The organism is Vibrio sp. Vb1574 (genome assembly GCF_033338675.1).
Window position 1 is genome coordinate 52741 of record NZ_JAWOTC010000022.1, and the last position, 15701, is coordinate 68441.

The 15701-nt window shown below is 45.9% G+C and carries 15 protein-coding genes; 7 read left to right on the forward strand and 8 right to left on the reverse strand.

The annotated features are described in order from the left end of the window. Nucleotides 1–72 precede the first annotated feature (72 nt). Genes gabT through R7O12_RS14690 form a run of 8 tightly spaced genes read right to left on the reverse strand, consistent with a single transcriptional unit; the run spans nt 73 to nt 8977 of the window. The gene (gene gabT / locus R7O12_RS14655; RefSeq protein ID WP_170893828.1) at nt 73–1344 is read right to left on the reverse strand and encodes a 4-aminobutyrate--2-oxoglutarate transaminase; all 1272 of its coding nucleotides are present in this window, start codon (nt 1342–1344) and stop codon (nt 73–75) included. Between the two features lie 14 nt (nt 1345–1358). Further along, a complete protein-coding gene (locus tag R7O12_RS14660) occupies nt 1359–2786 on the reverse strand; it encodes an NAD-dependent succinate-semialdehyde dehydrogenase (RefSeq protein WP_054574098.1) in 1428 nt (475 codons plus the stop codon). A 54-nt stretch (nt 2787–2840) separates the two neighbouring features. Further along, complete coding sequence (gene aguA, locus R7O12_RS14665; RefSeq protein WP_054574097.1) at nt 2841–3923, reverse strand: agmatine deiminase; 1083 nt, start codon at nt 3921–3923, stop codon at nt 2841–2843. Nucleotides 3924–3935: 12 nt separating this feature from the next. Continuing rightward, the gene (gene aguB, locus R7O12_RS14670) at nt 3936–4802 is read right to left on the reverse strand and encodes an N-carbamoylputrescine amidase (RefSeq protein ID WP_318126075.1); all 867 of its coding nucleotides are present in this window, start codon (nt 4800–4802) and stop codon (nt 3936–3938) included. 17 nt (nt 4803–4819) lie between these two features. Continuing rightward, nucleotides 4820–6097: an NAD(P)/FAD-dependent oxidoreductase gene (locus R7O12_RS14675; RefSeq protein ID WP_025766732.1), complete on the reverse strand. Its 1278-nt coding sequence runs from the start codon at nt 6095–6097 to the stop codon at nt 4820–4822. A gap of 37 nt (nt 6098–6134) precedes the next feature. Next, nucleotides 6135–7619 carry an aldehyde dehydrogenase gene (locus R7O12_RS14680; protein ID WP_318126076.1) on the reverse strand — a complete coding sequence of 495 codons (1485 nt, stop codon included), beginning with the start codon at nt 7617–7619 and terminating at the stop codon, nt 6135–6137. Nucleotides 7620–7654: 35 nt separating this feature from the next. After that, a complete protein-coding gene (gene puuR / locus R7O12_RS14685; protein ID WP_005377813.1) occupies nt 7655–8212 on the reverse strand; it encodes an HTH-type transcriptional regulator PuuR in 558 nt (185 codons plus the stop codon). An 18-nt stretch (nt 8213–8230) separates the two neighbouring features. Further along, nucleotides 8231–8977, reverse strand: a complete 747-nt coding sequence (locus R7O12_RS14690) for a gamma-glutamyl-gamma-aminobutyrate hydrolase family protein (protein WP_005377814.1) — start codon at nt 8975–8977, stop codon at nt 8231–8233. A 340-nt stretch (nt 8978–9317) separates the two neighbouring features. Here R7O12_RS14690 and R7O12_RS14695 point away from each other — a divergent pair, with 340 nt between their 5' ends. The 7 genes from R7O12_RS14695 to R7O12_RS14725 all read left to right on the forward strand — a co-directional run bounded on the left by R7O12_RS14695 (nt 9318) and on the right by R7O12_RS14725 (nt 15445). Beyond that, a complete protein-coding gene (locus R7O12_RS14695; protein WP_053306915.1) occupies nt 9318–10661 on the forward strand; it encodes a glutamine synthetase family protein in 1344 nt (447 codons plus the stop codon). Between the two features lie 18 nt (nt 10662–10679). After that, entirely contained in the window at nt 10680–12155 is a 1476-nt protein-coding gene (locus R7O12_RS14700) for a Na+/H+ antiporter NhaC family protein (protein WP_005377816.1), read from the forward strand. 249 nt (nt 12156–12404) lie between these two features. Beyond that, nucleotides 12405–13088 (forward strand): DUF4336 domain-containing protein, encoded by a 684-nt coding sequence (locus R7O12_RS14705; RefSeq protein WP_318126078.1) that lies wholly within the window; start codon nt 12405–12407, stop codon nt 13086–13088. A gap of 416 nt (nt 13089–13504) precedes the next feature. Next, nucleotides 13505–13972, forward strand: coding sequence for an Sbal_3080 family lipoprotein (locus tag R7O12_RS14710; protein ID WP_005385757.1), 468 nt, complete (start codon nt 13505–13507; stop codon nt 13970–13972). Nucleotides 13973–14036: 64 nt separating this feature from the next. After that, nucleotides 14037–14369, forward strand: coding sequence for a YnfA family protein (locus R7O12_RS14715; RefSeq protein WP_171343233.1), 333 nt, complete (start codon nt 14037–14039; stop codon nt 14367–14369). A 137-nt stretch (nt 14370–14506) separates the two neighbouring features. Continuing rightward, nucleotides 14507–14911, forward strand: coding sequence for a DUF1801 domain-containing protein (locus R7O12_RS14720; RefSeq protein ID WP_171343234.1), 405 nt, complete (start codon nt 14507–14509; stop codon nt 14909–14911). 153 nt (nt 14912–15064) lie between these two features. Beyond that, complete coding sequence (locus R7O12_RS14725) at nt 15065–15445, forward strand: hypothetical protein (RefSeq protein ID WP_171343235.1); 381 nt, start codon at nt 15065–15067, stop codon at nt 15443–15445. Nucleotides 15446–15701 lie beyond the last annotated feature (256 nt).

Below are 15701 nucleotides of genomic sequence, written 5' to 3' on the forward strand. Positions count from 1 at the left end.
TAAAAAACAAAAAGGAAACGATTGATGCCAACCGCTTCCTTGATTTGTTATTGCTATTTAAAAGCGCGTGAATTACGCCACTTCAAGAATCACTTTTTCCAACTTATCTAAGCCTTCGTTCAGTACGTCAGATTCGATGGTCAGTGGAGGTAACAGACGAATCACGTTCGCTTTTACTCCACAAGAAAGCAGAATAAGGCCGTTTTCTTGCGCTTTAGAAATCACCGCTTTGGTCATCTCTTGCAGTGGTTTGCCTGATTCTGGGTCAGTAAACTCAATCGCCATCATTGCACCCGTGGTACGGATTTCACCAATAGCAGGCACAGATTGTTGCAGTTTGGTCATACGTGCATTGACCACTTCACCAATGCCCATCGCTTTAGCACACAAATCTTCTTCTTCGATGATTTTCAGCACTTCAAGACCAGCAACACAACCAAGTGGAGAGCCCGCGTAAGTGCCACCTAAACCACCCGGCAGCGCAGAGTCCATCACATCCGCTTTCCCAACCACCGCTGAGATTGGGAAACCACCAGCAATGCCTTTCGCCATTGTCATTAGATCTGGTTCAATGCCTAGGTACTCTGTTGCAAACATTTTACCGGTACGAGCAAAACCCGTTTGGATTTCATCGGCAATCAGCATAATACCGTGCTTATCACACAGCTGACGCAAGCCTTGTGCAAACGCTTCAGGTGCTTTGTAGAAGCCGCCCTCACCTTGCACTGGCTCGAAGATGATCGCCGCAACGCGTGAAGGTTCGATATCGCAAGCAAATAGATCGTCGATCGCTTGTAAGCTTTGCTCCACACTGATGCCGTGGAACGCATTTGGGTACGGCGCGTGGTAGATTTCATTCGGGAAAGGACCAAAGCCTGCTTTATATGGCGCAACTTTACCAGTTAACCCCATAGTCATGTTTGTGCGACCGTGAAAGCCGCCTTTAAACGCTATCACGCCGCTACGGCCTGTATGAGCGCGTGCCACTTTTACGGCATTTTCGACCGCCTCGGCGCCAGTGGTTAGAAAGATCGCTTTCTTCTTAGTCTCACCTGGTGCAAGTTCTGTCAGCTTTTCAGCCAGCTCTACGAATGACGCGTATGGCGTAACCATCGCACACGTGTGTGAGAAGTTGTCCAGCTGAGCTTTTACCGCTTCGCTAATGCGCTTGTGAGAATGCCCGGTGTTAGTCACCGCGATACCCGCTGCAAAGTCGATGTATTTGTTGCCTTCGATATCCCATACGTAAGCGTTTTCTGCTTTCTCGACGTAAAGTGGGTACAGTGCGCCCATGCCTTGAGCGATAACTTGGCTTCTTCTTTCGTGTAGTTGTTGGTTTGTCATTGTTTTGTCCTTAATTAGTTGCCGCCAAAGCAGAGATATTTCACGTCCATGTATTCATCGATACCTTGTTTTGCTCCTTCACGTCCGATACCGGACTGCTTAACACCACCGAAAGGAGCCACTTCAGTAGAGATCATACCTTCGTTAATGCCGACCATGCCGTATTCGAGCGCTTCTGCGATTTTCCAAACACGGTGAATGTTTTGGCTGTAGAAGTACGACGCGAGACCGTAGATGGTGTCGTTCGCCATTTCGACTAGCTGTTCGTCGCTGTCAAAACGAATCACTGGCGCGACAGGGCCAAAGATTTCCTCGGAAACAATCTTCATGTCGTGAGTAACGTCTTTGAGAACCACTGGCTGCATAAATAGACCATCGAGCTTTTTAAGCTCTGAAACCGGCTTCGCGCCTTGCTCGATAGCACCATCAATAAGCGTCTGAATGCCTTGCTTCGCTGACTCGCTGATCACTGGACCAATGTTGACCCCCTCTTCCAATCCGTTACCAACTTTGAGCTGCTGAACCGCAGCGTCAAACTTAGCAACGAATTCGTCATACACTTTGCTGTGTACATAGAAACGGTTCGCACAAACACACGTTTGACCTGCGTTACGGAATTTCGACGCCATCGCGCCTGCCACAGCTGCATCAATATCCGCATCATCGAATACGATAAATGGCGCGTTGCCACCGAGCTCCATTGAGGTACGTTTGATGTCAGCCGCGCTTTGCTGCATCAGCACGCTACCGACTTGAGTAGAGCCAGTGAAAGACAACTTACGAATCAACGGGTGTGAAGTGAAGATAGCACCGACCTGACGGGAGTTTTCCCCCAATACCACTTGCAGCACATCGCGTGGGATACCCGCTTGATAGGCAAGCTCTGCAACCGCAAACGCAGACAGCGGCGTAGATTCAGATGGTTTTACCACAAAGCTACAGCCTGCTGCTAAAGCTGGCCCTGCTTTGCGCGTGATCATCGCAATTGGGAAGTTCCAAGGTGTAATCGCACAGGCGACACCAATTGGCTGTTTGATGGTCACCAAACGCTTGTCCGCACTTGGCGCAGGAATCGTCTCACCGTAGGTACGCTTCGCTTCTTCAGCAAACCATTCGATAAAGCTCGCGCCGTAAAGCACTTCACCTTGAGCTTCCGCTAGCGGCTTACCTTGCTCTAACGTCATCAAACGGCCAAGGTCGACTTTGTTTTCTAACAGGAGTTGGAACCAACGATTGAGCATGCCAGCACGCATTTTTGCTGGCAGTGCCGCCCACTCTTTCTGCGCCACACTGGCACGTTCAATGCCATTTAAAATGTCGTTTTCGGTTGAAACTGGTGCGTACCCGAGGAGTTCTCCGGTCGCCGGATTAGTCACTGCAATGCCCTGTTGTGGATTCGCTACCATAAACGAAACAAGGCTTTGGTTTTGTATCTGTTGCATGGTCATTCCTTTTGACAACTCATCATCGCCGCTAAGCCAGCGGCGAGTTTATGTTTAAGCAGGGATCTGCTGCGTAATACAGTGAATGTTCCCTCCGCCGAGTAGAACCTCTCTCGACGGTATCGCGATGATTTGGTATTCCGGCATCGCGTTTTGCAAAATATCGATCGCCATAGCGTCGGTCTCTTCGTCCAGCATCGGCAAGAACACATGCTCGTTGACGATAAGAAAGTTCGCATAAGAGGCACTTAGGCGTTCGCCAGCTTGTCGACTCATTCCCGAACTGGCGTCAATGCCATTGGCTTCGCGCTCGCTGTAATGCAACGGACCCGGTAATGGCAAACGGACAATTTCAATATTGCGCCCTTTCGCATCGTGCTGAGATTTCAGTACTTGTTCCGCTTGACGAGATAACGCGTATTGCGGATCACTTGGGTCATCGGTCCAACTCAGTACCACCTTACCCGGAGCGATAACGTGCATCAGGTTGTCAACATGGCCGTCTGTTTCGTCATTGAATAAACCATTTGGCAACCAAATGACTTTTTCGATACCGAGATACGCCTTTAACTGCTCTTCAATTTGCGCTTTGCTCAACTGTGGATTTCGCCCCGGACTAAGTAAGCACTCTTCTGTGGTGTAAAGGGTGCCTTCACCATCGGTGTGAATCGCCCCACCTTCAAGTACAAACGGTGCGCGGTAATAATCAATACCGATGATGTCGCACACCGAGCCAGCGACAAGATCGTCCTGCTGCCAGTTGTCGTAAAGCCCGTTGTATTCGCCGCCCCACGCGTTGAATTGCCAACTAATCCCACGGCGCTCGCCCGCTCGGTTAACAAGCACGGTCGGCCCGATATCGCGCATCCACGCATCGTTAAATGGGATTTCCACCAAACGTACGTCTGAGTGGAGCATTTGACGCGCTCGGTCAAAGTTGTGCGAGCATACCGCCACGCACACATTGGTCACATCCGCGATTAAGTTCGCGATTCTGGCAAAGGTTTCTTGCGCGGGTAATGCGTCATCACGCCAGTTGTCTTTCCTTTCTGGCCACGCTAGCCAAACTTCACTAACCGGCTGAAACTCAGCCGGAAAATAGAAGCCATCTTGCGCTGGTGTTGTCGATAACTTCATTTTAACGCCTCTTTAAACGGCTAGTTTGCCAACGCTGGTGTAAAGGTCTGGACGACGGTCGCGGAACAAGCCCCACGCGTGACGCGCTTTCGCTGTCGTAGCGAGGTCGATTTCTGCGTAAATGATGGTTTCACCTTCACGCGGTGCTTCGGCAATTTTTGCACCAGTGTGGTCAGTGATAAAAGAAGAGCCATAGAACGTCGTCTCGATACCATCATCGACTTCAGTGCCCACTCGGTTTGACGCAATCACTGGAACGAGGTTTGCTGCCGAGTGACCTTGCATTGTACGTTGCCAGTGGTCACGTGAATCCAGTGTCGGATCTTGAGGCTCAGAACCGATTGCAGTTGGGTAAAAAATCGCTTCCGCGCCGTGCAGAGCCAAGCTGCGCGCAAGCTCTGGGAACCATTGGTCCCAACAAATGCCAGCACCGAACTTACCGAACTTGGTTTGCCACACTTTGAAACCGGTATCGCCAGGGCTAAAATAGTACTTTTCGCTGTAGCCCGGGCCATCAGGAATGTGTGACTTGCGGTAGTTATCTAGTACCGTGCCATCGGCATCTATCATTACTAGCGAGTTAAAAAACGTATTGCCCGCTTTTTCAAAGTAGCTGACAGGAATCACCACGCCGAGCTCTTTAGCCAACGCACTCATCTCTTTAATAAGACGACAATTCTCCGTTTCTTCTGCAAGCTCGAAATACTTCGCTTCTTGTTTTTTGCAGAAGTAAGGTGCGGCGAACAGCTCTTGAGGAAGAATCACGTTCGCACCGTTTTGTGCTGCTTCACGAATCGCATTTTTTGCTTTGGCTAAGTTATCTTCCAGATCCCAGCTTTTCGTCAGTTGAAGGGCTGCAAATTTCACTACTTTGCTCATTGGATATTCCTTATCTCTTAAATCGCCAGTTTGTCACGTAGGTTATAGTAAGCCGCGCCCATTGCCGTAAACGGAATTTGGAAGTGGCGGCCCCCCGGGAAGGAGTAATGTTTCAGTGCAGCAAACGCGTCAAAGCGTTCTGCGTGTCCGGTCAGAGCTTCGGCCAGCAACTTACCTGCTAGGTGAGTACACGTTACACCGTGACCGCTGTAGCCTTGTAGGTAGTAAATGTTGTCTGCAAACGAGCCAAATTGCGGCATGCGTGAGTAAGTCAGCAAGAAGTTACCTGTCCAGGTGTAATCAATCTTGATGCCTTTCAATTGTGGGAAGACTTTCTCCATCTTCGGACGAATCAATGCTTCAATGTTTTCTGGGTCACGTGCGCCGTAAACCACGCCACCTCCGAACAACAAACGCTTGTCGGCGGTTAAGCGGAAGTAGTCAAGCAAGTAGTTACAGTCCTCAACGCAGTAGTCACTGGTCAGCACTTGTTTTAGCTGCTCATCACTCAAAGGCTGAGTCGCCACCACTTGTGTGCCACACGGAATCGCTTTGTTGCTGATGTTTGGTGCCAAACCACCAAGGTAGGCGTTACCTGCCAGTACCACGTACTTGCTCTTCACGCTGCCTTTCGCCGTTTTCACTACTGGGTTAATCCCTTTGTCAATCGACACGACCGCCGACTGCTCAAAGATTTGACCACCTAGAGACGTAAACGCAGCAGCTTCACCCAATGCCAGTTTAAGCGGGTGAATGTGACCACCGCGCATATCCAGTAAGCCGCCAGTGTATACTTTAGTGCCTACCGCTTGTTCTACCTCTCCTGCGTCAAGCAGAGTCAGTTGGTCGTTGCCGTAACGCTCCCAGTTCTTCTTATGTTCTTCTAGCCCTTTGAGTTGTTTACTGTTCAGTGCCGTGAACAAGCCACCTTGCTTGTAATCACAGTTGATGTCGTATTTGTCAATCAGGCCACGGATGATATCGCCGCCTTCAAAAATCATATCGCACAGAGCTTTGGCTTGGTTTTGGTCGTAACGGCTTTCAATCACGTCAACATCTCGGCTGTAGCTGTTAACGATTTGGCCACCGTTACGACCAGTTGCTCCAAAGCCCACTTTTGCGCTTTCTAGCACAACAACTTTAAAACCTTTTTCTGCAAGGTGTAGTGCAGAAGAAAGACCAGAGAATCCCGCACCGACTACACACACATCGCACTCGATGTTGTCTTGCAGTTGTGGGTATTCCGGCATGTTTGGCACAGAGTGCGCGTAGAACGAATCCGTATGCTTGTTCATAGAACTATTCCTTTATTTATCGTAATCGTCAGCAGGCTTAAGGATGGAGGTGAATCCAAGTGGTTTTGGTTTCGGTGAATTTTGCAATCGCGTGGAGAGACTTGTCTCGACCATTTCCGCTCATTTTGAATCCGCCAAATGGGACCGTCATATCACCTTCGTTGTAGTTGTTGACCCAAACCGAGCCGGCTTGCAGTCGTTTTGCTACGCGATGAACGCGGTTGATATTGCTGCTCCAGAGTGCCGCGCCTAAGCCGTACTTCGAATCGTTAGCGATCTCAATTGCTTGCGCTTCATCTTTGAATGGAATGACACACAGCACCGGACCAAAAATTTCCTCTTTGGCGACACGCATCTTGTTGTCGACGTTGTCTAAAATGGTTGGGGAAACAAATGCGCCCTGCCCATCGACATCACCGCCACAACGTACGTTTGCACCTTCTGATTCACCTAACGAGATGTATTCCAATACTTTTGATTTATGATCTTGGTCGATGAGTGCACCCATGGATGAACTTGGGTCCATTGGGTCTTTTGGCGTGAACGCTTTCGACGCTTGAATAACTTTTTCTATAAACTGATCTTTGATGCTTTCGTGAACAAGCAGGCGGGTTGCCGCGACGCACACCTCACCTTGGTTGTAGAAACACCCTGCGGCGGTGTCTGCTGCTGCGCGGTCTAAATCATCACAATCTTCAAACACGATGTTCGCGTTCTTGCCGCCCGCTTCTGCAAACACACGCTTTAGGTTGCTCTCACCCGATCTGACCATCAGTTGACCTGCAATGCGCGTCGAGCCTGTGAAGGCGATGCAGTCTACGTCTTGGTGTTTCGCCAGCGCGTCGCCAGCTTCATGACCAAAACCCGTAACGACTTGGAAAACGCCTGTTGGTAAGCCCGCTTGAGAAGCAAGTTGACCTAGGAATATCGCGGTGAGAGAAGATTTTTCTGACGGTTTTAGAATCACGCTATTACCAGCCGCTAAAGCAGGGCCAAGCTTCCAGCACGCAAGCCAAAGTGGGAAGTTCCACGGTACAACCGCAGCAACCACACCAATTGGTTGATGAGAAATAAAAGCGTGTACATCTTTTTCGGTTGGGGCAACTTCGCCGTATACTTTGTCGATTGCTTCTGCGTACCAGCGTAATGCACTCGCCGCACCAGGAATATCGGTAGAGAAGCTGTGAGAAATAGGCTTACCGGTATCAAGCGTTTCTAGCAGAGCCAATTCTTCTTGGTTTTGATCAATCAAGTCAGCAAACTGTTTAAGCACTGCTTTGCGATGAGCTGGGCTGCTCTCGCTCCACTGACCGGATTGAAATGCTTGGCGAGCGTATGAAACCGCGAGATCAACATCTTCATTTTGGCAACGGGCGATTTCGGTGAATATCTCATCTGTTGCTGGGTTAACTACCGGGATGGTTTGCCCTGTTAAAGCGGCACTGTATTCACCGTTAATGTACGCCCTGTTTTCGATGTTTAGATTGTTTTTTAGTTCAATCCATTGCTCTTGGGTTTTCATACGCTCTCCTTGTGATCACACAAGGCAAGCCCCCACTAAAATGTGGTTGGCGTATGCGCACTTATCATTCGACAAGCCTTGTCTGTGTGATTAGTAAATCGATGGGGCTTCGTCGTATCAATAATGTACGACTCGCCCGCTGTTATGACATGAGATTGCCCTTTATATTCCAGAGTGATTTCACCCTCTAATACGGTGCCAATCTCTTCGCCTTCGTGTTTGATTTCTGCCGCACCAGTGGTTCCATAAGGTGCGTATTCCTCGATCAAGAATCCGATGACTTGATCTTTGTCACCATTCGTTACCAGTTTCATGGACACCGTCTCGCTCCCGATTTCCACAAGATCTGACGGCTTGATGACTACTTTCACTTCATCGTTCGAAGGTTGTTCAAAAGTGAAAAACTCTGATAACGATAAAGAAAATACATTAACGATTTTTTGTAGTGAGCTGACCGACGGGCTCACTTTGCCATTTTCAATGGATGAGATTGCACTGTGGGTAATACCTGCGCGCTCGGCTAGTTCCCTTTGTGACAATCCATGTTTTTTTCGTAACTGAACAATATTTTTACCAATCTCTTGATTGTCCATTCATACAGCTCCAAACGTTTAACGAGAGGTAGCCATCATAAATTCATTGAACAAAATTTGAGAGAAATGATTGGTTTTTGCTTCCCATTCTGGGTGCCACTGCACGCCAACGAAAAATTTTTGATTAGGAAGACTAAATGCTTCTACCAAGCCATCCGGGGCTTTAGCTTCTACTTGTAATAGAGGAGCAAGCTGATCGACGCCTTGGTTGTGTAGTGTGTTCACTTCAAAGAAGGTGGTATTTTCCCAATGATTTTGCACCAGCCATTGTTCAAATAAGCTCTGCTTTTGAACTAGTACAGCGTGTGCTGGCGCGTATTTTTGTTCGAAATCTTCAACAGGCGCTTCACGATGGTCATTGAAGCCGGAGTCATGAACGGCTGGGTTTAACGAGCCACCAAGTGCGACATTCATCTCTTGAAAGCCGCGGCAAATACCAAGGCACGGAATGTTTTGGTCAACCGCATGACGAATTAACGTGAATGAGAGCTCATCACGAGCTTCATCTTTGTAGCTCTCTTCGTGCGTTGCATTGTATCGATGTGGCGCAACGTTAGAGTGGCTGCCAGGAAAAAGAAAACCATCACATATGTCTAGGATGGTGGTTACGTCATCGCCCGACATGTCGGGAGCCAACATAATCGGTAGTCCTCCAAAATCCTTTATGGCGCGAAGGTAAAAGTCGTTGACCGCTTGTATCTGATAGCCACCCAACTCTTTAGCGCAGCTAACCACACCAATGATGGGTTTGTGTGTATCTGCCATGATATGTCCGTGTTCAATTTATTTAACACAAACCCTACAAACCATGTACAAAATTATCAACACAGATGACCATTATTATCGTCACAACGTGATCTGACGCACTTTTTAGGCTTCAAAACTGAATATTTATGCTCATTATATTGAACAAAACAAAACCAACTGTTACAAAATAGTTAACAGAAAGACATAAAAACCAGCCGTTAAACATCAAAAACACAGTGTAAGCGCATGTTTAAATTAAAAATAACCTAAAAAACAAACAACTCGCTCAGAGTACTGTAATTTATTTGTTAATTTGGTTATTTCTAATTTCTACTCGTCAGGCTATTTGGAGAAGAAAATGGAATCGTATCTACAGGAAGTAAAAAATTTTAAACAAAAATGGCCCGATATTGAATTTATCGATCTCATCTTTACCGATATAAATGCCACCCCAAGAGGAAAACGCATCCCGATAGATGCTCTAGAAAAACTGAATAAAGGTGTTGCCCTCCCCCTTTCGACCATCACCCTAGATACCAAAGGTAACGTCGTTGAAACAGCCGGGTTGGGAGAAGATCTCGGAGAACCAGATAATCTCTGCTATCCAATCAGCGGCACCTTAATGCCGACGGCAAAAGAACAAGTTGGTCAGCTACTGCTTAGTATGATGGATGAAACCGGGCAGCACCCTAACCCACTGTTCATCCGAAACATTCTCGCTTCTATATTGCAAACACTGCATGCTAAAGACCAATATCCTTGCGTCGCGCTCGAGCTGGAGTTCTATTTAATAGACAAAACCCGCGGCGAAAATGGCGAACCATTAACGGCAATTAACCCCACGAAAAAAACTCGAGAAAAAGATACCGAGGTTTACGACCTTGATGGACTAGATGACTACGCTGATTTCTTGGCCGACCTTAATCGAATTGCATTAGAACAAGGTTTAAACACTTCCGGAGCCCTATCTGAATCGGCACCAGGGCAGTTCGAAATCAACTTCAACCATTCTAAAGATGTGCTTCGAGCATGTGATGAAATCATCATCGCAAAACGCTTGATTCGCCAGGTCGCTCATCAGCACGGATTTGACGCCACATTTATGGCGAAACCTTTTAGTGAGCAAGCGGGTAATGGCATGCACATTCACCTCAGCTTGGTTGATACAGATGGTAACAACCACTTTAGCCAACCAGACGGTCAAGCGAGCGCCTTCTTCTATCAAACCATGGCAGCGATGCTGTCACAAACATCCGATGCCATGGCCCTAATCTGTCCTAACGTTAACTCTTACCGTCGCTTTGTTCCTGGCGCTTACGTCCCAACCAAAGCCGATTGGGGAGAAAACCACCGCGGTGTTGCGTTGCGTGTGCCTATCAGCGATAGCAAAAATCGCCGTATAGAGCATCGTATAGCAGGCGCTGACGTTAACCCATACATTCTCGCTGCAGTAGTACTTTCCGCAGTATTAGCGAGTGAAAGCTACACCAAAGATCAATGTCCACCGACTCTCAGTGATGATGCAATTGAGTTACCTCTGCGTATGTCAGAAGCTCTAGAGCGACTGGAGCACAGTGAGCTGGCTCAATACATCTCAAGAGATTTTATCGATTTGTATCTAGCTTGCAAACAGAGTGAACTCGCAGAATTTGAGCGAGCGATTACTCCATTGGAAATCGACTGGATGTTGCACTCGGCATAAACAAAGGAAATGAACTTTATGACTACGCAGACCAAGGCGCTGGATGCGCCTCTTAAAATCAACTCTCAACACATTATTGTTTCTTTAATCTCGGTTGCGACGTTTGTCTTTTTTACCACAATCGGTTTGAACCATGAGGAAGGCGAAGCCTACGGATGGATGAGTCTTTTACCAACGGCGTTGGTATTGGTCTTTGCGCTGACAACACACCGAACTGTGGAAGCCCTCTTTAGCGGCGCTATTGCCGGTGTTCTTCTGCTTAACCCAACTGAAGCGGTGGAACAGATTGTTGATATTTCCATGAGTGTAATGATGGATGAAACTATTGCTTGGATCATCCTCGTTTGTGGTTTGATGGGCGGCCTAATTGCTATTTTGGAGAAAGGCGGCAGTATCTTAAGCTTCTCCGACATGCTGGTCACGAAAGTAAAAAGCCGTAAGCAATCGATGCTGATGACCTTTGCTTTAGGTATTCTGATCTTTATCGACGATTATTTGAATGCGATTGCAATTTCTTCCTCAATGAAAAAAGTTACGGACGGCTACCAAATCTCGCGTGAAAAGCTCTCATATCTTGTGGATTCAACCGCCGCGCCTATCTGTATCCTCGTACCGATTTCCACTTGGGCAATTTTCTTCAGTTCGTTGCTAGAAGCAAACGGAGTAGCAGAAGCGGGAGATGGTATCAAAGCATACATTGAAGCTATTCCATACATGGCTTACGGCTGGGTAACGCTGGTGATTGTTTTGCTGGTTGCAATGGAAAAGATCCCAGATCTAGGTGCGATGAAAAAGGCAGAAAAGCGTGCGAAGAATGGTCAAGTTCGTCCTGACGGTGCAACAGATGTCGACTTTGGTCCCGATGTATCTGCACATACCAACCCAACCATGGGCCTTGTCAACTTCTTGTTACCAATGATCGTACTTGTTGCCGCAAGTTGGTATTTTGGTATCGATCTACTTGCTGGTGTTTTCGTCGCGTTAATCTTTACTATTAGCTTTTACGGCGCACAAAAACTGATCTCGATGAACGACATGTTCGAAGCTGTTTATGATGGCATTAAGGTTATGCTACTGCCGCTTGCGACCGTTATTGGTGGTTTCATGTTGAAATCGGTCAACGACTCATTGGGCGTCACGCAGTATGTCATTGAGACCGTCAGCCCTTACCTGTCAGCGTCTTACTTCCCGGCGATTATCTTTATGATTACGGGCGCGTTGGTATTTGCAACGGCATCGTCTTGGGGAACGTTTGCAGTAGCGATGCCAATTGTTCTACCTTTGGGCGAACAGCTTGGTGTGCCTCTACACTTAACCGTTGCAGCGCTGCTTTCAGCATCAGCGGCAGGGAGCCACTCTTGTTTCTTTAGTGACTCAACCGTGTTATCTGCACAAGGTTCGGGCTGTACAGCAATGCAACACGCAACCACACAGTTTCCTTATGCGTTGATTGGTATTGTTGCAACCGCGATTTTCTTCTTCATCATCGGTTAGCCCCTTTATCTAATTGCAAAACCCTGCTCAAAAATAGCGGGGTTTTGTTCTATCAAGTCAAATGATCCTCTTAAAACTACTTTACGTTCGTTCAGTATAAAAATACTCAAAGATGTACAGCTGCACTCAATAAGGGTTTGGTAAACCTAATATTTTTGGTTTACGCTTAGCGAAGCGTTTATTGTGCAACAAGGCAGCTTTTGAGTAACTTAAATGCCGCCTTAATACAGTGTTAACGGTTGGAGAGACATGAAAAAGTTAGCCCAAGAGATATGGATATTTGACGGAGATCCCGTCCAATTCTTAGGACTCCCATACACCACTCGTATGACTATTGTTAGGCTTTCTGATGGTGGCCTTTGGGTTCATAGTCCAATTAAGTTATCAAATTCGATTAGAGAGCAAATCAACAATCTAGGCCAAGTGAAATACTTAATCGCTCCTAATCATTTACACCACTTGTTCTTATCTGAATGGGTATTTGCCTATCCTAGCGCAGAAGTTTATGGCACAGATGAAGTCATCAAGAAGTGCCGTGATATACACTTTCACGCTTCACTTAACCAAGGCGGTAATGCTTGGAACTCTGAGGTTGAACAAGAACTATTTTCTGGCTCTCCATTAATGGAAGAGTGTGTGTTTTATCATCGACTTTCAAAGACCTTAATTGTTACTGACCTCGTCGAGAATTTTTCTGGCCAGGACTTTAACTACTGGCAGCGGTTTGTGGCTAAAGGGGCCGGTATTCTTGCTCCGAATGGAAAAATGCCTTTGGATTGGCGCCTAAGTTTTATGTTTAGCAAACGAGAGGCTCGAAAACACTTAAATAAACTGCTGTCTTGGAAACCTAATATATTGGTTATGGCTCACGGTGAAATCGTCCTTGATAATGCAGACAAGTTCTTACAGCGCTCTTTTAAGTGGCTAGTATGAGACAACATTGAAAACTCACACAACAGAATAGACAAGAAGCTATTTTAAAACATTAGGCCCTTTTAGCTTAGTCTTAGGGGGCAATTTACAGAACTACACGTTATGTTTAACGATAAGCTCCCCTATTCCTCTTAATTGAGCATTATGCAGCAATTTAAAATTCCGTTAGAATTGCACTTCAAAAACTTCAATGCGAAGAATTCTGAACATTGATACGGACATAAGTTCAAGAGTTAACATAACGCTATAGCAATCTCTTACTAATTATTTTGCTTCGAGACATTGGCATACTCCCGAAACAAACCCTTCGACTCTAAAGGTTTTGTTAATAACTGTTGCCATGCTTGTTAGTTATTCTCGTTGAACTCAGTATCTTGAAGTTGTTTGAATATATAAATTTAAAAAAGAGACATAAGATGCACAAAAAACTCATCATTCTAAGCTTGCCTATTCTATTAGCCGCATGTGCGGCACCAAAGTATACGGTAGAAACAATCTCGAAAGAAAATCAGAGCAAGGAAATCACCATCGTAAAAGACAACGCCACGCGAGATGTTTTCTTAGATTCGATGCAAGACTGGTGTTTGGATACCGCCCATAAATGCACAGTCGTAAGCGACGGCACTCCTCCTGTTAGCTCTGAGCTGACACTTACTTACGTATCACGCTGGAGCTGGGATTTTAGAACATTTATCGCTGATGCTCAGATCAAAGCCTACAAAAATAACGAAAAAGTAGGACAAGTTGAATTTAAAGCACCAAACAGCGCGAATCCAGATAAATGGGGTAAAGACAACAAACGAATCATTTCGATGATGGATTTGTTATTCGGTAAACAAACCGTGAGTGAGGCTCAATCCAAGATTAAGCTGGGCGAAATGTAATGAGCTGAGCAATTGCCCATTTAACCAGCATCATATATTTGTAGATAAAGATAGGAATGTTTAAGTGACTGAAGTCAAAACCATTGGGCTTTTCTTTATAACCGCCATTGCAGAAATATTAGGCTGCTACTTACCTTATCTCTGGTTAAAGGAAGATAAGTCAGTTTGGCTTTTGGTACCAGCAGCGCTGTGTCTTGCTATGTTTGCTTGGCTTCTATCTTTACATCCTACCGCAACTGGCAGAGTTTATGCTGCTTACGGAGGTGTCTATATTTTTGTCGCAATTCTATGGTTGTGGTGTATCGACGGCGTTCGACCAACGCTCTGGGACATAGTGGGGGTTTCTATCGCTATGCTTGGCATGTCAATCATCATGTTTTCACCCAGAGCATCCTAAACGTAACCGAGGGAAACCCTTACGCTTATTTGGCTATGTGCTAGATTTATTGATTAATAACATTATGACGTAATTGCTACATAGCCAAAGTACGCTTGGGCTTCACCCCAAAACAACGCTATTTATAGGAGATACCAATGAACCATGCAGTGAAGGCAAGATTTGATGAGTATCCAAAACATGTGCGTATTCGGATAGAAGAGCTACGAAATACCGTCTTAACTATCGCTTCTGAATTAAAACTGGGGGAAGTTGAAGAATCTCTAAAATGGGGAGAGCCAAGCTACAGTGTGAAAACAGGTAGCCCGGTAAGGATGGATTGGAAACAGAAAACGCCTAGTCGTTATTATCTGTTCTTTAATTGCCAAACTAAGCTCGTCGACACATTCCGCGAACTGTATAGTGACTCACTTGAGTTTCAGGGTAATCGAGCAATAATTCTATCTTTATCAGCACCTTTGCCAGAAGCTTCAATCAAGACCTGTTTAGAATTAGCATTAACCTATCAAAAGCGAAAGAACTTACCTCTTTTAGGTATGTAAAATCGCTTAATAAAACTATTTACGGCCGATTAACCATATTCAACTACTCTACCTTTGTATCCTTTTTAATGCTTCCGCAGTAAAGTTTTAGATTAAGTGGTCACGTTAATAGCGCCGTAACCAAACTAGTAATATCGAAATAAAGAAGAGTTTATGAAATCAAAAATCTTGTTCTTACTTATGCTTGGAGCTCATTTCAATGCTTTTTCAGCGACGAACTATCAAGTCAATGTGGTAGTAACAGAGCCTCAATCAACATTCATTTTTCCGACTTTTGAAATATCCTCTAAAGGAAAAAGCAAAACCAGTTTTGTCGACGGCTGCACGTACTTAGGAACCCTTTCAGAACCGAGCAAAAATAGCATACAACTTGAAGCTACCATGTCATGCAACCGAGATGGCGCTACGTCAAGGATGGAAATGCCGGTATTTGTACTCAACTCCGAGGGTCAAAGCGCGAGTTATGATCTTGTAGAAAACGGGAGCGTGATGTGGAAATATTCTGTAGAAGTTAAGCCGTCACTTAAAAAGTGATATATCAGAAATACTAAAGTAACAATCAGCACTATTAACCGCCGTTTAAGTGTAATAGGTATATTCTTTACGACTTAATGACGTTACTTGTTGCCGCAAGTCTCCAACTCATGTACAAAACAGCCCTAATTTTAATAGGAGCTAAGTGGCAAGAATTTAATTGTACGTCAGGTAACTTTGGCTTTGTTGCGTAATTCGATGGAACTAAATCAGGAAGTTACGATCTGATCGGTTACATCAGTTAATCATCGTAGCC